Genomic DNA, 17,009 nt, shown 5'->3' with positions numbered 1-17,009 from the left:
TAGGGTCGAGTCATGGAGAAACCGACTTCCCGGTGGCGGCACCGGCTGCCCCGTACCCCAGGCCGGTGGGCCGCGGTCGTCGCCGCCCTCGCCGTGCTCGTGGGCGCCGGGACCTGGACCGCCGTTGCCGACGACAGTGAACCGCCCGTGCACCGGCACGACCGGATGATGAAGATGAACGGGGTATCGGTCGACACCTCGTACTTCACGTCCGGTGGCACGCAGCGCCGGCCCGCCGTCCTCATCGGGCACGGCTTCGGCGGCAGCAAGAACGAGGTGCGTGCCCAGGCCGAGAAGCTGGCCGCCGACGGGTACGCCGTCATGACGTGGTCCGCCCGGGGCTTCGGCAGGACGAGCGGCGAGATCACGCTCAACGCCCCCGACGGCGAGGTCAAGGACGTGTCCGGGCTCATCGACTGGCTGGCGGAGCGGCCCGAGGTCGAGCTCGACGCGAAGGGTGACCCGCGCGTGGGTGTCACCGGCGCCTCGTACGGCGGCGCCGTGTCACTGCTCGCCGCCGGGTACGACGAGCGGGTCGACGCCATCGCACCGGTGATCAGCTACTGGAACCTCGCCGACGCGCTCTTCCCGGACGGGGTGTTCAAGAAACTCTGGGCCGGAATCTTCGTCAGCTCCGGCGGCGGCTGCGAGAAGTTCGAGAAGCAGCTGTGCGAGATGTACGAGCGGGTCGCCGTCAGCGGCAAGCCGGACGCCGCCGCCCGCCGGCTCCTGACGGAACGTTCCCCCGAGGCTGTCGCCGACCGGATCGACGTACCCGCGCTCATCCTCCAGGGCCAGAGCGACTCGCTCTTCCCGCTCGGCCAGGCCGACGCCATGGCCAAGGCCATCAAGGCCAACGGCGCGCCCGTGTCCGTCGACTGGATCGCCGGCGGGCACGACGGAGGGGACGACGAGGGGGATCGCGTCGAAGGCCGGGTCGGTGCCTGGTTCGACCGGTACCTGAAGGACGACAAGGGCGCCGACACCGGGCCCGGGTTCCGTGTGACCCGCACCGGCGGCGTCGACTCCACCGACGGCGCGGCCCTGAAGCGCGGCGCGAGCAGCGCCACCTACCCCGGGCTGACCAGCGGCGGACGGAAGATCCCCCTGACCGGGGCCGGGCTGCCGTCCGCCGCGGCCGGTGGGCAGGGCGCCCAGACCTTCCGCAACCCCGCCGGAGCGAACCCGCCCTCCATCTCCGCCGTCCCCGGCGTCGGCGGCGGGCTCTCCCAGCTGTCCTCGCTCGGCGTCGGGTTCTCCCTCGACTTCCCCGGGCAGTACGCGCGCTTCGACTCCGCCCCGCTGAAGAGCGCCGTACACGTCACCGGATCGCCCACCGTCCGTGTGCACGTGAAGGCGGACCAGGGCGACGCGGTGCTCTTCGGCAAGGTCTACGACGTCTCGCCGGACGGGAAGCAGCAGGTGCTGCCCTCGCAGCTCGTCTCCCCCTACCGGATCACCCCCGAGGAGCAGGGCAAGCCGGTCGAGCTGACCCTGCCCGCCGTCGACCACGAGGTGGACGCCGGGCACAGCCTCCGTCTCGTCCTCTCCGCGACGGACCTCGCCTACGCCTCACCCGCCGAGCCCGCGACGTACACCGTCTCCCTCGACGGGGCGCTGACCGTCCCCACGGCCCCCGCCGTGAAGACCGCCGCGACCACGATGCCCTGGTGGACCTGGGGCCTCCCGGCGGCCGCGCTCGTCATCGCCGCCGCCCTCCTGCTCACCGCACGCCGGCGCACCGCGACCCCCGCCCCGGACCCGGCGCTGACCGGCGTACCGCTGCAGATCACCGGGCTGTCCAAGAAGTACGCCAAGTCCGCCGACCGGTACGCCGTACGCGATCTTGGCTTCCAGGTCGAGAAGGGGCAGGTCCTCGGCCTCCTCGGACCGAACGGCGCGGGCAAGACCACCACCCTGCGCATGCTGATGGGGCTCATCACCCCCGACGCCGGAGAGATCCGCGTCTTCGGGCACGCGATCCGCCCCGGTGCGCCCGTGCTGTCCCGCGTGGGGTCCTTCGTCGAAGGCGCCGGCTTCCTCCCGCACCTGTCGGGCCGCTCCAACCTGGAGCTGTACTGGCAGGCCACCGGGCGGCCCACCGAGGACGCCCACATCGAGGAGGCCCTGGAGATCGCCGGACTCGGCGACGCCCTGGCCCGCGCGGTGCGCACCTACTCCCAGGGCATGCGGCAGCGTCTCGCCATCGCCCAGGCCATGCTCGGCATGCCGGACCTCCTCATCCTCGACGAACCGACCAACGGCCTCGACCCGCCCCAGATCCGCGAGATGCGGGACGTGATGATCCGGTACGCGGCCGGAGGCCGCACCGTGATCGTCTCCAGCCACCTCCTCTCCGAGGTCGAACAGTCCTGCACCCACCTGGTGGTCATGGACCGCGGCCGGCTCGTCCAGGCCGGCCCGGTCGCCGAGATCACCGGCTCCGGCGACACGCTGCTCGTCACCACGGCCGACGAGGTGACCGAGCCGCTCGTGGACAAGGTGGCCGCCCTTCCTGGCATCGGCTCCGCCGTCCGGCTGGACGACGGCCACGGCCTGCTGGTCCGTCTCGACGGCACCACAGCCGAGCGGCTGGTCTCCGAACTGGTGCGTCTCGACGTGCCGGTGACGGGAGTCGGGCCGCACCGCCGCCTGGAGGACGCGTTCCTCACCCTCATCTCCCAAGGATCCGCATGAGCTCCGCACCAGAGATCCAGGCCCTCGCCGAAGCCCCCGGATACCACGCCCGCCGGACCCTGCCGCTGCGCGTGGAGGCGATGAGGCAGCTGCGCAGGCGGCGCACCCTGCTCATGTTCGGGGTGCTGGCGGCCCTGCCGTTCGTCCTGATCATCGCCTTCGCGGTCGGCGGCACCCCCGGCGGCGGTGAGGGAGGCGGGGGCGGAGGCGGTTCGCGGATCAACCTCATGGACGTCGCGACGGAGTCCGCCGCGAACTTCGCGGCGACCTGCCTCTTCGTCTCCGCCGGCTTCCTGCTGGTCGTTCCCGTGGCCCTGTTCTGCGGGGACACGGTCGCCTCCGAGGCGAGCTGGTCCTCGCTGCGCTACCTGCTCGCGGCGCCCGTGCCCCGGGCCAGGCTGCTGTGGAGCAAGCTCGTCGTGGCGCTCGGCTTCAGCCTCGCCGCGATGGTGATCCTGCCGCTCGTCGCCCTGGGCGCGGGAGCCGCGGCGTACGGCTGGGGGCCGCTGCGGCTGCCCACGGGGGGCGAGCTCAGCACCTCGGACACCGTGCCGCGCCTCGCGCTCGTCGTCGCCTTCGTCTTCGTCTCCCAGCTCGTCACCGCCGGGCTGGCGTTCTGGCTGTCGACGAAGACGGACGCACCGCTCGGCGCGGTGGGCGGCGCGGTCGGACTGACCATCGTGGGCAATGTCCTGGACGCGGTCACCGCACTCGGTACCTGGCGCGAGTTCCTGCCCGCGCACTGGCAGTTCGCGTGGGCCGACGCGCTCCAGCCCGAACTCGCCTGGGGCGGGATGGTGAAGGGAGCAGCCGTATCGGTGACCTATGCCCTGATCCTGTTCGCGCTCGCCTTCCGGGGGTTCAGTCGTAAGGACATCGTGTCCTGACCTTGACGTTCCGCCCCGCAGCCGCCTGCTGTTGCGCCATCGAGACGGTTCCGCAACGCTTCTGACGACTCCGCCCGGCCACCTCGTACGTCACATTCACAGTTGTCGACGACGTGGGGGTACACGTGGAACGCAGGGCACGGACACATCGCGGAGCGCTCGCGCTCCTGCTGGCGGGCGGGATCCTGATCACCGGCTGCGGCGCGGGGGGTACGACCACCGAGACGTCCGCCGACCGCGGCGTCGCCGAGAACCGCGGGCCGGCGGGGGGCAGGCAGCCCTCCGCCGCGCCGGGGCCGGAGGAGGCCGGGGCGAGTCAGGCCGAGGACGGAACGGCGCGGGAGAGCGCGGCCCCCGACTACCTGTCGACCTTCGCCCTCGACGTGGACACCGCCAGCTACGGATACGCGCGCCGCACCCTCGGCGACGGGCAGCTGCCCACCGCCGACACGGTGCGCCCGGAGGAATTCGTCAACAGCTTCCGCCAGGGCTACGAGCGGCCGAAGGGCAACGGGTTCGCCGTGAGCGTCGACGGCGCCCGCCCCGGGGCAGCAGCCTCCGACTGGTCGCTCGTACGGGTCGGGCTGGCCACCAAGGCGGCCTCGGACACCGCTGAACGCCCGCCCGCCGCACTGACCTTCGTCATCGACATCTCCGGGTCGATGTCCGAACCCGGCCGTCTCGACCTGGCGAAGACCTCGCTCGGCATCCTCGCCGACGAACTGCGCGACGACGACTCCGTATCCCTGGTCACCTTCAGCGGCGAGGCCGAGACCCGGCTGCCGATGACCCGCCTCCAGGGCAACCGCACCAAGGTCCGGGACGCCATCGAGGAGATGGAACCGGCCGACTCCACGAATGTGGCCGCCGGCATCGAGCGGGGCTACGAGGAAGCGGTCGAGGGACACCGCAAGGGCGCCACCAACCGGGTCGTCCTGCTCTCCGACGCGCTCGCCAACACCGGCGAGACCGACGCCGACGCGATCCTGGAACGCATCGGCGACGCACGCGAGGAGTACGGCGTCACCCTGTTCGGCGTCGGGGTCGGCAGCGACTACGGCGACGCGCTGATGGAACAGCTCACCAACAAGGGCGACGGCAACACCACCTACATCGCCGACGAGACCCAGGCCAGGAAGGTCTTCGTCGACCAGTTGCCCGCCCATGTCGAACTCCGGGCCCGCGACGCCAAGGCCCAGGTGGCCTTCGACCGCGAGACCGTCAAGCAGTTCCGGCTCATCGGCTACGAGAACCGCAAGGTCGCCGACGACGACTTCCGGGACGACAGCGTCGACGGCGGCGAGGTGGGCCCCGGCCACACCGTGACCGCGCTCTACGCCGTACGGCTCCGTGAGGGCGCCTCCGGCCGCGTGGCGACGGCGACGGTGCGCTGGCAGGACCCGAAGACGCGGAAGGCGCGCGAGGAGACCGGGTCGGTGGAGACCGGCGCGATCGACGGGAAGCTCTGGGACGGCGCGTCGCCGCGGCTCCAGGTCACCGCGGTGGCGGCGTACTTCGCGGACACGCTGCGCGGCGGAGACCTGCCCGGCACACCCGCACTCGGCGAACTCGCCGACCGCGCACGGAAGCTGGCCGCCTCCACCGAGGACAGCTCGGTGGAGAAGCTCGCCACGGCGATCGAGCAGGCCGACCGCATCACGAACGGTGCCGGCGACGAACCGCCCGGCGACGGGGGCGAGGGCGAAGTCGGCTGACAGGGCGTGCTCAGCGGGGCGATGGAACCCGCCGCCGCTCCACCGCGATCTCTGCCGCAGCCAGGACGAGGGCGCCTTCCTCGGGACGGACGCCGTCCCACCGTGTGCGTGTCGGGTCGCCGTCCGGAAGAGGAAGAACCCACGTCATGCCGTGTCGGACGCGTGCGGCCGGCTTCTTGCGCACGGCGCAGAGAAGGCCTTCCGTCGCGGCGTTCCGGCGCGTGGGGTGGAGTTCGGCGGCGTACGGGGCTGCCCGGTCGCCGTTCCGCCGCACAGCTCCCACAGCACGTTGTCCAGGTCGCGTTTCGGTGTGTCCTGTGCCGGGTCGGGGTAGGCGACGCCGGCCGGGGTGATCACTACGTCCGCGGACGTCGTGCTCTCGCCCGTCCACGAGATCACGTACGGCGCTACCGGTCTGTCCACGGTGTTCCCTCGGAAGTCGGCTTCGGGTAGGCGATGAAGGCGTAGTGGTCGTTCAGCCAGCGCAAGCAGTTCTCGTACGTGTCGTCGCCGACGGGCATGGCTTCCCGGCCGGTCGAGAGGATGCCGTCGAGGAAGCCCCCGCCGGCGAGCGAGCAGGCCTTGTCGAACTCCGGCTGTACGTCGGTCTGCGTCGAGCCGCCGATGAGCTGGTCGGTGAAGTGCTCCCCGTGCACGCGCCACCCCCGCTCGGCGGCGTACTTGCCGAGGCGCGCGTGCGTGCCGTCGACGTCGGTCCCTGGTGTGGCCAGCACGTACGTACAGACCTTGATGGGACGGCTCTTCGCTATGGCGGAGAGGACGTTCTCGAGAAAGCCGCAGCGCAGTGCGGTCAGCCTGCCGTTGGGACTTGACCGTCGACGGGGTGTCTTGCGGGCGTAGTACGGCCGGTCGTCGGCGGTCTCGTGGTCGGGGACGGTCTCCAGCACAGCATCCTCCGATGTAGCTCAATGCAGGCCCTGGTGTCGAAGCGGGTCGGAGTCCGCCCCGGCGCGGAGTCAGAGGGTGAGGCCGAGCAGTTCAGCGAGCGCGGCATGGGGTGTCGATTCGGGCCGGCACAGGGCAAGGGCCTGCCGGAGCGGGTCGAGCGGCACAAGGCGGTCGCTCGCCGAGGGGCGGAGCCAGTACGGGCCCGGGGGTGCGGAGCGGTTCAGGGCCGGCAGGGTGATCGTGTGAGGGCCACCGAGGCACACGGCGTACTCATGGGGCTCCCAGCGGGTACAGGACCCGGGCGGGACCAGCCAGTAGAGCCACCCGGCCTCGGGGTCCTCAATGACCGGCCCACAGCCACCCTGTTGCCGGAGCATCGTCAGCCGGGTCCGGGCGTGTAAACGCGCCAGTTGTGCTGCACCGGGTTCGAGCGGGAACACCCTGCTCCACTCGCGATCGACCGGGGAGCTCGGCAAGGGATCCGACGAATGCGTCGGCCGGCTACCGAGAGGTAAGCGGTGATCCGCCGCACCGTCCGGGTGCGCTGGCGGCCGTGCGGTTTCGATGGACACAGGGACTCCCTGGTTACGCGAATGGTTCGTACCGGCACTGTCAGCAAGGGCAAGTACGAGCCTGGCGACGCCCGCCTTCCAGACCTAGTCCCGTCTCTCCCTCGGAGCGCGCACGCAGGTTGACGTCGAACCTCGTACTTTCCTCGGAGTTACCTCGGTGCCGCTGAGCATGTTGGTTTCGGGGCAACTTGTTGAGGGCGGGGCTCTACCGTCGACGCCAGTGACATGCAAAACGTGCAGGAGATGAGGGAGACCATGCCAACGCTGCTCCGGTACCTGCTCGACCAGCGTGAGCTCCGCGACCTCGCAGCGTTTCTGCCCTACTTCAAGAAGGCTGCGCGTGAGCTGGCGGCGTTCGAAGAGAACCCCGCCATCGCGACTCTCACTCCGGCGAAGGCAACCTTCGAGGGCTGGTACTACGGCACCCGCAGACCCCAACGGGAGGCCCGGAGGGTGTTGGTACGCCTCCTGGGCTACAGCATCGACCAGCTGTGGACCGAAGTCCCGGACGGTACGGTGCCGGAGCTCTCCCCGCTGTTCGGCACGTCACGCGCAGAAAGTCCGGCCGAAACCGGCTTGGCCATGCACGAGATGAAAAGGACGGGCGTAATGGCAGCACGACGCGCAATGGATTTCGCTCTGGGTGCGGAACGCGACCAGGTAGGCGACGAAGCTCTCGGTTTCCTTCAGGACGAGGTCGCCCGGATTGTGGAGCTGTACCCCCGCATCCCTTTGTCGGAGATCTGGGAGGACCTGGCCAACGCACAGGAAGACACATTCCGGATCCTCGAAGGCGGACGAGCTCGCCCCTCCCAGCTCAGGGAACTGCACTTCATGGCTACGGTGCTCACCTTTCTGATGGCGAAGGGCTCCCACGACATGGGTGAGTCCAAGGTCGCCCTGCAGCAGGCCCGCGTCGCCGCGTTCTGCGCGAAGGAGGCCGAACACACCGGTCTGATGGCCGTGGTTGACGGGCTCAAGTCCCTCATCTCCTACTGGGCGGGCCGGCCCGACGACGCCTTGCACTACGCCCGGCAGGGGTCGACCTATGCTCCCGACCAGAGGGGCACGGTCAGCGTGTGGCTTCCCGGGCTCGAGGCCCGCGCCGCAGCGCTCCTCGGCGACGAAGGGGCCGTGCGGGCAGCCAACCAGAGGGCGGAGTCGCTTCGCGAACTGGTGGTGCCCGATGACCTGGACGCGCTGGGAGGCCTGCTTACCTACCCGGAGCTGGAGCAGCTCTACTACGTGGTCGAGTCGGAGGTGCTTCTCGGCCACGGCGACACCCAACTCGCAGCGCGGGCGGAGGAGGCAGTGCGTGGCTTCAGCGATCGCGAGCAGTCGCACTGGGCCTTCGGCGATCTCGCCGGCTCACAGTGCAACCTGGCTCTCGTCCGGCTGTACGCCGAGGACCTGGACGGTGCGGCAGCGGCGATTCGTCCTGTCCTCGACCTGGCCCCGGGCCTGAGGAACAACGGGATCGTCAGGTCCGCCGAGCGGGTGAGGAGTGCGCTCGGCCGTAACTCGATGGGCACCACAGCACTGGCAGGCGACCTGCGCACCGAGATCGGCATGTATGAGCCGTCTCGCCCTGCTCTGCCTCGGTAGGCCCGGGATACAGTCCCTGCATGTACCCGATCAGCCGTTCCAGCGAGCGCCTGGAACTTCGCGAACTCACCATCGATGACGTAGACGCTATTCTCGCGATCTACGGAGACCGCGAGACGACGAAGCACATGTCGTTCGAGCCACGGACGCGAGCACAGGTGGGGCAGATCGTCGCTCGCTCCGTCGCCTCGGCCGGCGCGTCACCTCGCAGTGAGTACGCCCTCGCAATCGTCGAGAGGCACAGCGACGACCTGATCGGGTTCGGCCGCATAGCCACCGACCCACACCAGCCCCGCGGCGCCACCTTCGGCTTCGCGCTGAACGCCAAGGTCTGGGGATCCGGGTACGGCGTCGAATCGGTACGCCTCCTCCTCGGGCTCGGCTTCGAGGACCTGAAGCTTCACCGCATCTGGGGAGCACGATCGCCTCTGAACGAGGCGTCGGCAAGGACCATGGCGAAGGCGGGCATGGTGGAGGAGGGCATCATCCGGCAACACATCGAGAGAGCCGGAAAGTGGCGCGACTCGGTGGTGCACGCGATCGTCGAGGACGACTGGGCCTCTCGGTAGCCACTCAGTGTGATAGTCAGCCGCCCGGCACCGACGTGGCGGGCGCGCTGTCGTGGCTTGGCACCTTCGCGAAGAGGTCGCGCTCGGTCTCCTTGGGCGGGGCGTACGTACACGGTCCGCGGGATCGGTGACCCCTTGGCCCAGCGGCCGGCGTTCTCGAGGCCCTTCTCGGTGGCGCTGTTCATGCCGAGGTCGGTCGCGCCGCCGGCGCGGAGGCTGTGAGAGGAGACGGGACGTCCGTCTGCTTGAAGCATGCCCACGTGTCCGCGACGTTTCCGTGACCGGGCGGCAGCAGCCCGGCACTCATAGCGCGGAGACCAGCGGCCATTCGCCGACTTTCCCGTGTTCTCGGTCATGTTGCGCTCAGTTGCGCAGACCGACGTGTAGGCGATCGTCCTCTGCGGGCCTCGATCCGCTTCTGGAGGCCCGTGTTGTCGGTGGCGGCTGGTAGAACACGTCGGACAGCCATCGAACGGACTGTCAGGAGCACCGCCTTGTCCTATGTCCACCATGTCCACCACGTCGAGCAGTTCCACGGACTGCCCGCCTTCACCTTCCCGGCCTACGCGAACCCCGTGGACCTGCCCGACGCGGACGCCGTGGCCTGGCGGCTGCACTGCGACCCGTATTCCAGCGACGAGCGCTCCGATTCCTACTGGAGGCGGTTCACCGAATCCGTCGACCTGGGGAAGATACGTGCCCTGATCCTCGGCAGCCCCTGGTACGACAGCGACGGCGGGAGCGACCTGCACGAACTGATCGGTCTGCGCGAGACGTTCTCGGGGCTGGAGGCGCTGTTCCTCGGCGATCTGGAGGACGAGGAGGCGATGATCTCCATGATCGAACTGGAGGACCTCACCGAACTCCTGGAGGCGTTCCCCGGTCTGCGGGAGCTGGCCCTGCGGGGCGGTGACGGCCTGCAGTTCCCCGTGACGGGCCACGCGGCGCTGCGGGTGCTGCGCGTCGAGTCCGGTGGGCTGCCCCCTGAGGCGGCGGCGCAGATCGCCGCCGCCTCGCTGCCCTCCCTGGAGCGGCTGGAGCTGTGGCTCGGTGACGACTACTACGGCGGCGGCACCACGGCCGAGCACCTGGCCCCGCTTCTCACCGGCGTCGGCAAGCCCGCCCTGCGCCACCTGGGGCTGCAGAACAGCACGGTGCAGGACGAGTTGGCGGCGGCCCTGGCCACCGCGCCGGTGGTACGCCGGCTCACCTCGCTGAGCCTGTCGATGGGCACCCTCGGCGACGAGGGCGCCGAGGCGCTCCTGGCCGGGCAGTCGCTGGCCCACCTGCGGGAGCTCGATCTCTCGCACCACTTCCTGAGCCGGGACATGATGCTGCGGATCTGGACGGAGCTGGAGCCGCAAGGGGTGCGCGTGAACCTCGACGGCCGTCAGGAGGAGGACACCGACGTCGACGACGAGACGCGCCGGTACGTGGCGGTCGCCGAATGACCTGCCCCGCACCAGCCGCCCGCCCCGCACACCACCCCACCGCAGACGGAAGGCCCGCCCGATGACCGACGTCCCCACGCCCGAGGACCCGGACGACCGCCGGATCGCCAGCCGTGACCTGGACGGCGCGCGCCCACTGGAACCCGGCAGGCGGGTCCCGTACGGACACGTGCTGCACGCGGCCGCCCGGCTGGGCCGGAGCCCCGCCGAGGTGGTCGCCCGGCTGACCGCGCTGGGGTACGCCGACATCCAGGACGCGGGTGTACCGCTGCCCGAGGCGGTCGCCCTCGACGACGCCGCGCTGACCAGGAGGGGGAACGTCTCCTCGTTCACGCATTCATGGATCGACGTGTCCGAGCCCGTCTCCCTGCGCCAGCTCCTCGAAACGGCGGAGCAGGCCCGGCGCGGCCCCGCCGACGTCGCGCGCAGGCTGACGGCTCTCGGCTACCGGACGGGCGGAGACGGGCCGCTCCCCGAGACCCCGGACCCCCGTGACGTCATCCTGATCCGCGCCGACGCCAGGGGGGAGGGGACCTGGCTCCGCTGGAATGACGAGGTGTCCGCCGCCCAGGTGCTGGACGCGTCCCGGCGTCTGTCCTGCAGCCCGCACGCCGCCGCCACGCGGCTGGCCTCCCTCGGCCTCCGGCTGCCGTACACCCCCGAAGCCGACGACGAGCGGCTGCTCAGGACCGGCGACACCGGTGCGGTCCGCTGGCTCGGCCGGTCCATGTGGCCGACCCTGGGCCACGTCCTCGCCGTCGCCAGGGAGACGGGGCGGAGCCCTCAGGACGTCGTGGACCGGCTGAAGGCGCTGGGGCTCGGCATGCCGGACGGTTCGGTGCCCGACTCCCCGGACGACGACGACCTGGTCCTCCTCAGCGAGAACCTCGACGGCCGCCGGCCCTGGCTGAGGACGGACACCGTCGCCGGGCTGCGGGTCGAGCACGTCCTGCGCGGGTCCCTCGCCACGGGGCGCGGCCCGGCGTCGGTCGCCGCCAGGCTGGCGGAGCTCGGCCACCGGTTGCACGAGGACGCGAAGCTGCCCGAGGCCGCCGACGAGGCGGACATCCGGCTGCTGGCCACCGTCGACCGCTCGTACCGGGACGGGGTCCGCCTGGAGAAGGTGCTGCGCAGCGCGAGCCTGACGGGCCGGAGCCCCAAGGACGTCGCGGCCCGGCTGACCGCGCTCGGCTACGACCTCGTCGACGAGGTGGAGTACCCGGACGTGCGGGGGGCTCTCGCCAGGTCGTGACAGACGTCCGCCCCGGCTGTCGGGTGACAGTCAGGGCGGGCATCGGGCCGAGACGTCTCAGGCCAGGTGGAACACCTCGGTCAGCGGGATCATGGCCTCGTCGGCGGCCTCCGACTGCTCGAAGAACTCGCCCATCTCGCGCTGCCACCGGGCGTTGACGTCCGTCGCCGCCATCGCTTCCCGGGCCGCGTCGAAGTCCTCCGTCTCCAGATAGCCGACCAGCAGGCCGTCCTCGCGCAGGAACAGCGAGTAGTTGTGCCAGCCCGCCTCGGACAGCGCGGCCAGCATCTCCGGCCAGACCGCCGCGTGGCGCTCGCGGTACTCGTCCTTGCGGTCCTCACGGACCTTCAGCAGAAAACAGACGCGCTGCATGGAGTCCGGGCCCCCGATCAGAAGTTGAACGTGTCGATGTTCTTCGAGTCGAATACGGTCGGCTCGCCGAGGATGATCTCGCCGTCCTTGCCGATGGTGTACTCGCCGAGCTTGCCCGCCTTGAACTTCTCGCCCTCCGCACCGGTGATCTGCCCCGACGCCAGCGCCGCGGCCGCGTACGAGCCGAGGTAGCCGAGCTCCTCCGGGTTCCAGAGAGAGAACTGCTCGACGGTGCCGTCCTTGACGTACTTGCGCATCTGGTTCGGGGTGCCGAGCCCGTTGAGCACGACCTTGCCCTTGTACGAGGAGTCGCTCAGGTAGCGGGCCGCGGCGGCGATGCCGACCGTGGTGGGCGAGATGATGCCCTTGAGGTCGGGGTAGGCCTGCATGAGGCCCTGGGTCTGCTGGAAGGACTTCTGGTCCGCGTCGTCGCCGTAGGCGACCTTGACCAGCTCCATGTCCTTGTACGCGGGGAGCTTCAGCTCTTCCTTCATGTAGTCGATCCAGGTGTTCTGGTTCGTGGCGTTCTGGGTGGCCGACAGGATCGCGATCTTGCCGTTGTGGCCGAGCTGCTCGCCGAGGCGCTGGACCAGGCTGCGGCCGATCTCCTCGGAGCTCGCCTGGTTGATGAAGAGCTGACGGCAGTCCTTCGCCGTGTCCGAGTCGTACGCGACGACCTTGATGTTCTTCTTCATGGCCTGCTTGAGCGGGCCGCACACCGCGTTGGGGTCGTTCGCCGAGACGAGGATGGCGTCCTGGCGCTGCTGGATCAGGGTGTTGATGTAGGAGACCTGCGAGGACGCGTTCGCGTCGGACGGGCCGACCTCCTTGCCCGTGCCGCCGTACTCCTTCGCCGCCTCGATGCCCGCCTCGTCGACGATCTTCTCGTACGGGTTGTTGATCTGCTTGGGCAGGAAGGCGATCTTCAGGCCCTTCTTCAGCGGCGCGTCCGGGTCGGCCTTCGCGGAGCTGTTGCCGGCCTTCGCGCTCCCGCCGCTGTCCTTGCTGTCCTTCGTGGTGCCGGAACAGGCGGTGAGGGCGAGGGCGAGGGAGACGGCGGTGGCTGCGGTCGCGACGGCGCGGCGCCCAGCGGCATTGCGGAGCATCATGGCGGCGTGTGCCTTTCGAAGAGGGAGCGAAGAGGTAGGGGGAAGGGGGTGGGTCACGACTGCGGTTCCGGGGTGTTCGCGGCCCGCCGGTGCCGTCGTTCGACGACCGTGGCGATGATCCGTGGAGTCAGGACGGACGCCACGAGCAGCAGCCCGGTCACGATGACCTGCACCTCGTTGGCGATGTCGTTGAGCGTGAGCAGGTTCTTCAGCACGCCGATCAGCAGGACACCGGCGACCGCGCCGAAGAGCGTGCCCTTCCCGCCGTCGAAGTCGATGCCGCCGAGCAGGACCGACGCGATGACGAGCATCTCGAAGCCGAGTCCGTTGTCCGCGCGGGCACTTCCGTACCGGAGGGTGAAGATCACCCCCGCGAAGGCGGAGAACAGGCCGGTGACGACGAAGAGCAGCAGCTTGATCCGCTTGACCCGGATGCCGGCGAAGTACGCGGCCTCCTCCTGGGCGCCGATCGCGAAGAGCGAGCGGCCCAGCCCGGTGGCGTGCAGCACCACCGCGGTGATCGCGGCCAGGATGATGAAGAGCAGCACCGGGTAGGTGAGGAAGGTGCCGGGGACGGTCGTGGTGTCGACGGCCCAGTCGGCGTAGACCTGCGGGAAGTCCGTCACCGCGTCGCTGCCGAGCGCCACTGAGGCCAGACCCCGGTAGAGCGCCAGGGTGCCGATGGTGACGGCCAGGGACGGCAGCCCCACCTTGGTGACCAGCCAGCCGTTGAGGAGGCCTCCGGCGATCCCCACCAGGAGGACCACCGGCACGATCGTTTCGAAGGCCCAGCCCGCCTCCCACAGCGCCCCGGTCAGCGCGCTGCCCAGGCCCAGCATGGAGGCGACCGACAGGTCGACCTGCCCGGCGACGACCAGGAGGGTCATCGGCAGGGCGATGATGGCGACCTCGGCGATGTCGTTGAAGGCGAACGCGAGGTTCTCAGCTGAACCGAAGCCCTCCGTGGTCCCGAGCCCGACGACGAGGACCGCCACCAGCAGGACACCGACCGCGGTGTCCCAGCGCAGCGCCAGACTGCGCACGAGAGAGGGTTTCGTTCCGGCCCGCGGCGTGGGAGCCGTCGTGGTGTCAGGCGCCGTGGTCATGACGGGCGTTCCTCTTCCTCAGTGCGGCGGTCATCCGCAGGTTCACGATCCGGTCGACGCTGATGGCCAGCAGGAGGAGCGCGCCGGTGATGGCGCCCTGCCAGAAGGAGTCCACCTTGAGCACCACCAGGACGCTGCCGATGGTGGTGAGCAGCAGGGCGCCGAGCGCGGCGCCCCATACGGTGCCGGTGCCGCCGGTGATCGCGACACCGCCGACGACGACGGCGCTGACGACGGTCAGCTCCCAGCCGTGCGCGTTGTCCGCGACGACGGTGCCGAAGCGGGCCAGCCACAGGGCCCCGGCGAAACCGGCGACGGCCCCGGAGAAGGCGTACGCGGCGAGCACCCGGCGGCGGATCGGGATGCCGGCGAGACGGGCGGCCTCGGGGCTCGACCCGATGGCGTACAGCTCGCGCCCCGAGCGGTAGCTGCGCATGAAGTACGCCGTCGCCGCGAGCAGGACGAGTGCGATCAGCGGCAGGTACGGAATGCCCAGCACGCTGCCGCTGCCGAGGCCCAGAACCGCCTCCGGCACGTCGGAGGCGCTGATCTGCTCGCCCTGCGCCCACCAGTAGTCGATGCCCTGGATGATGTAGAGCATGCCCAGGGTCACCACGAGCGCCGGTACCTTGCCGAAGCTGACGAGGGCGCCGGAGACCAGGCCGCAGACGACACCGATGGCGATGCCGAGCAGCATCACGGTCAGCACACCGTGGTCGCTGCCCGCGACGAACTTGCCGCAGGCGAAGGCCGACAGGCCGACGACGGAGCCGACGGACAGGTCGATGTTGCGGGTGATCACGACGGCGGACTGGCCGACCGCGAGCAGCACCAGGATCGACGCGTTGAGCAGCAGGTCCTTGATGCCCTGGTCGGACAGGAAGCGCGGGTTGGCCAGGTAGGTGCCGAGGATCAGCAGGACCAGCGCGCCCGCGATGGAGATCTCGCGTGCCCGGAAGACCGCGTCCACGAGCGAGGTGGCACTGCGCTCCGGCGCTTTCGCGGTGTCCGGGGGGCTCTCGATGGTGGTGGTCATGCCGCTGCCCTCTCGTTACGTCCGGTGGCCGCGGCCATGACCGACTCCTCGGTGGCGCTCGCGCGCGGGATCTCGGCGACGAGCCGGCCCTCGTGCATCACGAGCACCCGGTCCGCCATGCCGATGACCTCGGGGAGGTCGGAGGAGATCATCAGGACGGCGAGGCCCTCCGCGGCGAGCGAGGAGAGCAGCCGGTGGACCTCCGCCTTGGTGCCGACGTCGATCCCGCGCGTCGGTTCGTCGACGATCAGTACGGTGGGGCCGGTCGCCAGCCACTTGGCCAGCACGACCTTCTGCTGGTTGCCGCCGGACAGCACCCCCACGGTGTCGGCGAGCCGGTTGTACTTGAGCTGGAGACGCACCGCCCAGTCGGCGGCCCGGTCGTGCTCCAGGGCCCGGCTGACGAGCCCGCGCTTGCGGACCTCGTCCAGGCCGGTGAGGCCGATGTTGCGCTCGATCGACATATCCATGACCAGTCCGCGCTGGCGCCGGTCCTCGGGTACGAGCGCGAGTCCGGCGTCCATCGCGGCGGTCGGCGAACCGGGGCGCAGCACCGTGCCCGCCACCTTCACCTCGCCCGCGTCGGCGCGGTCGACACCGAAGACCGCCTGCGCGACCTCCGTGCGTCCGGCGCCGACGAGCCCGGCGAGCGCGACGATCTCGCCGCGGCGGACGTCGAAGGACACGTCACGGAAGACGCCCTCGCGGGTCAGCCGGTGCACCGACAGGGCGACGTCGCCGACCTCGGCGTCCTGCTTGGGGTAGAGGTCGTCGAGGTCACGGCCGACCATCCTGCTCACCAGGTCGTCCTCGGTGAGGTCCTCCAGCGGCTCGGAGGAGATCCACCGGCCGTCGCGCAGGGTCGTGACCCGCTGGCACAGTTCGAAGATCTCGTCCAGGCGGTGCGAGATGAACAGCACCGCCGCACCCTCGGAGCGCAGCGTACGGACGACGGAGAAGAGCCGGGCGGTCTCGCTGCCGGTCAGGGCGGCCGTCGGCTCGTCCATGATCAGGACGCGGGCGTCGAAGGAGAGTGCCTTGGCGATCTCGACGATCTGCTGGTCGGCGATCGACAGTCCACGGGCGGGCCGGTCCGGCGCCAGATCGACCCCGAGCCTCCGCATCAGCCCGGTGGTGGTCTCGTGCACGGCCTTGCGGTCGATGCGGCCGAGGGACCGCCGGGGCTGCCGGCCCATGAAGATGTTCTCGGCGATGGACAGGTCGGGGAAGAGCGTCGGCTCCTGGTAGATGACGGCGATGCCGGCGTCACGCGCGTCCGCCGGGCCGTGGAAGACGACGGGCTCGCCGTCGAGGAGCACCTCGCCGCCGTCCGGGCGGTGCACTCCGGCGAGGGCCTTGATCAGGGTCGACTTGCCTGCGCCGTTCTCACCCGCGAGTGCGTGGGCCTCGCCGGGGAACAACTGCAGGGAGACGTCCTGCAGGGCCCGTACGGCACCGAAGGACTTGCTCACGCCCTTCAGGGCCAGGACCGGGGCCGGGCCCGGGGCGGACTGGTTCATGGATGCTCCTCAGCGGTGGGACTGTTCCGCTCCACGCGCCGTGAAAGGTTTCAATGAGGTTGCTCGGAAGCTAAACGGGGATTGCGGGCGCAGTCAATGGGTTGATGGCGAGAAGTTCCAGGAAGGGGGGCGATGTGCGACCCGAATGGGGGGAATGGAGGGGCGACCTTGACAGCCTTCGGGGCGGCCCACTATCTTCCAGGCGCTTG

Annotated in this window: 15 protein-coding genes; 7 read left to right on the top strand and 8 right to left on the bottom strand. The window is 70.3% G+C overall.

What is annotated here, in order from left to right; translation table 11 throughout:
• Positions 1-12 precede the first annotated feature (12 nt).
• From ACFYQ5_RS08400 to ACFYQ5_RS08390, 3 genes are all read left to right on the top strand, one after another.
• Complete coding sequence (locus tag ACFYQ5_RS08400; RefSeq protein WP_389194887.1) at positions 13-2,697, top strand: alpha/beta fold hydrolase; 2,685 nt, start codon at positions 13-15, stop codon at positions 2,695-2,697.
• Positions 2,694-3,584, top strand: coding sequence for an ABC transporter permease (locus ACFYQ5_RS08395; RefSeq protein ID WP_389194884.1), 891 nt, complete (start codon positions 2,694-2,696; stop codon positions 3,582-3,584). Before ACFYQ5_RS08400 ends, ACFYQ5_RS08395 begins: the two co-directional genes overlap by 4 nt.
• 125 nt (positions 3,585-3,709) lie before the next feature.
• Positions 3,710-5,299 carry a von Willebrand factor type A domain-containing protein gene (locus ACFYQ5_RS08390; RefSeq protein ID WP_389194881.1) on the top strand — a complete coding sequence of 530 codons (1,590 nt, stop codon included), beginning with the start codon at positions 3,710-3,712 and terminating at the stop codon, positions 5,297-5,299.
• Positions 5,300-5,443: 144 nt separating this feature from the next.
• Here ACFYQ5_RS08390 and ACFYQ5_RS08385 read toward each other — a convergent pair whose 3' ends face one another.
• The 3 genes from ACFYQ5_RS08385 to ACFYQ5_RS08375 form a co-directional block, all read right to left on the bottom strand.
• Positions 5,444-5,722: a hypothetical protein gene (locus ACFYQ5_RS08385; protein WP_389194878.1), complete on the bottom strand. Its 279-nt coding sequence runs from the start codon at positions 5,720-5,722 to the stop codon at positions 5,444-5,446.
• Positions 5,707-6,207: a hypothetical protein gene (locus ACFYQ5_RS08380; RefSeq protein ID WP_389194875.1), complete on the bottom strand. Its 501-nt coding sequence runs from the start codon at positions 6,205-6,207 to the stop codon at positions 5,707-5,709. Before ACFYQ5_RS08380 ends, ACFYQ5_RS08385 begins: the two co-directional genes overlap by 16 nt.
• A 69-nt stretch (positions 6,208-6,276) precedes the next feature.
• Complete coding sequence (locus ACFYQ5_RS08375) at positions 6,277-6,585, bottom strand: hypothetical protein (RefSeq protein ID WP_389194872.1); 309 nt, start codon at positions 6,583-6,585, stop codon at positions 6,277-6,279.
• A 450-nt stretch (positions 6,586-7,035) separates the two neighbouring features.
• Between ACFYQ5_RS08375 and ACFYQ5_RS08370 the strand changes: the two genes are divergently transcribed.
• The 4 genes from ACFYQ5_RS08370 to ACFYQ5_RS08355 all read left to right on the top strand — a co-directional run bounded on the left by ACFYQ5_RS08370 (position 7,036) and on the right by ACFYQ5_RS08355 (position 11,657).
• On the top strand, positions 7,036-8,385 hold the full coding sequence (locus tag ACFYQ5_RS08370) for a hypothetical protein (protein WP_389194870.1): 1,350 nt from the start codon (positions 7,036-7,038) through the stop codon (positions 8,383-8,385).
• A 20-nt stretch (positions 8,386-8,405) separates the two neighbouring features.
• Positions 8,406-8,954, top strand: a complete 549-nt coding sequence (locus tag ACFYQ5_RS08365) for a GNAT family N-acetyltransferase (protein WP_389194867.1) — start codon at positions 8,406-8,408, stop codon at positions 8,952-8,954.
• Between the two features lie 494 nt (positions 8,955-9,448).
• Positions 9,449-10,405 carry an STM4015 family protein gene (locus tag ACFYQ5_RS08360; protein WP_389194864.1) on the top strand — a complete coding sequence of 319 codons (957 nt, stop codon included), beginning with the start codon at positions 9,449-9,451 and terminating at the stop codon, positions 10,403-10,405.
• A gap of 61 nt (positions 10,406-10,466) precedes the next feature.
• The gene (locus ACFYQ5_RS08355; RefSeq protein WP_389194861.1) at positions 10,467-11,657 is read left to right on the top strand and encodes a hypothetical protein; all 1,191 of its coding nucleotides are present in this window, start codon (positions 10,467-10,469) and stop codon (positions 11,655-11,657) included.
• 57 nt (positions 11,658-11,714) lie between these two features.
• On the opposite strand, the gene ACFYQ5_RS08350 is transcribed toward ACFYQ5_RS08355, so the two are convergent.
• From ACFYQ5_RS08350 to ACFYQ5_RS08330, 5 genes are read right to left on the bottom strand one after another with little or no spacing between them, the layout of a single operon-like run.
• Entirely contained in the window at positions 11,715-12,029 is a 315-nt protein-coding gene (locus ACFYQ5_RS08350) for an L-rhamnose mutarotase (RefSeq protein ID WP_389194859.1), read from the bottom strand.
• A gap of 17 nt (positions 12,030-12,046) precedes the next feature.
• Complete coding sequence (gene rhaS, locus ACFYQ5_RS08345; protein ID WP_389194856.1) at positions 12,047-13,138, bottom strand: rhamnose ABC transporter substrate-binding protein; 1,092 nt, start codon at positions 13,136-13,138, stop codon at positions 12,047-12,049.
• A 53-nt stretch (positions 13,139-13,191) separates the two neighbouring features.
• Positions 13,192-14,244, bottom strand: coding sequence for an ABC transporter permease (locus ACFYQ5_RS08340; RefSeq protein ID WP_389194853.1), 1,053 nt, complete (start codon positions 14,242-14,244; stop codon positions 13,192-13,194).
• A complete protein-coding gene (locus ACFYQ5_RS08335; RefSeq protein WP_389194850.1) occupies positions 14,228-15,280 on the bottom strand; it encodes an ABC transporter permease in 1,053 nt (350 codons plus the stop codon). The genes ACFYQ5_RS08340 and ACFYQ5_RS08335 overlap by 17 nt, the downstream gene beginning before the upstream one ends.
• Positions 15,277-16,800 (bottom strand): sugar ABC transporter ATP-binding protein, encoded by a 1,524-nt coding sequence (locus ACFYQ5_RS08330; protein WP_389194847.1) that lies wholly within the window; start codon positions 16,798-16,800, stop codon positions 15,277-15,279. Before ACFYQ5_RS08330 ends, ACFYQ5_RS08335 begins: the two co-directional genes overlap by 4 nt.
• Positions 16,801-17,009 lie beyond the last annotated feature (209 nt).

Source organism: Streptomyces sp. NPDC005794, assembly GCF_042871445.1.
GTDB lineage: Bacteria > Actinomycetota > Actinomycetes > Streptomycetales > Streptomycetaceae > Streptomyces.
The sequence above is the reverse complement of the archived record's forward strand: the minus strand, read 5'-3'. Positions and strand labels throughout refer to the sequence as shown.

Excerpts from the sequence above, each read along its gene's own strand:
- ACFYQ5_RS08340 (WP_389194853.1), bottom strand. The coding sequence starts at position 14,244 with ATGACCACGGCGCCTGACACCACGACGGCTCCCACGCCGCGGGCCGGA.
- ACFYQ5_RS08375 (WP_389194872.1), bottom strand. The coding sequence starts at position 6,585 with ATGCTCCGGCAACAGGGTGGCTGTGGGCCGGTCATTGAGGACCCCGAG.
- ACFYQ5_RS08370 (WP_389194870.1), top strand. The coding sequence starts at position 7,036 with ATGCCAACGCTGCTCCGGTACCTGCTCGACCAGCGTGAGCTCCGCGAC.
- ACFYQ5_RS08350 (WP_389194859.1), bottom strand. The coding sequence starts at position 12,029 with ATGCAGCGCGTCTGTTTTCTGCTGAAGGTCCGTGAGGACCGCAAGGAC.
- ACFYQ5_RS08330 (WP_389194847.1), bottom strand. The coding sequence starts at position 16,800 with ATGAACCAGTCCGCCCCGGGCCCGGCCCCGGTCCTGGCCCTGAAGGGC.
- ACFYQ5_RS08335 (WP_389194850.1), bottom strand. The coding sequence starts at position 15,280 with ATGACCACCACCATCGAGAGCCCCCCGGACACCGCGAAAGCGCCGGAG.
- rhaS (WP_389194856.1), bottom strand. The coding sequence starts at position 13,138 with ATGATGCTCCGCAATGCCGCTGGGCGCCGCGCCGTCGCGACCGCAGCC.
- ACFYQ5_RS08400 (WP_389194887.1), top strand. The coding sequence starts at position 13 with ATGGAGAAACCGACTTCCCGGTGGCGGCACCGGCTGCCCCGTACCCCA.
- ACFYQ5_RS08365 (WP_389194867.1), top strand. The coding sequence starts at position 8,406 with ATGTACCCGATCAGCCGTTCCAGCGAGCGCCTGGAACTTCGCGAACTC.
- ACFYQ5_RS08395 (WP_389194884.1), top strand. The coding sequence starts at position 2,694 with ATGAGCTCCGCACCAGAGATCCAGGCCCTCGCCGAAGCCCCCGGATAC.
- ACFYQ5_RS08355 (WP_389194861.1), top strand. The coding sequence starts at position 10,467 with ATGACCGACGTCCCCACGCCCGAGGACCCGGACGACCGCCGGATCGCC.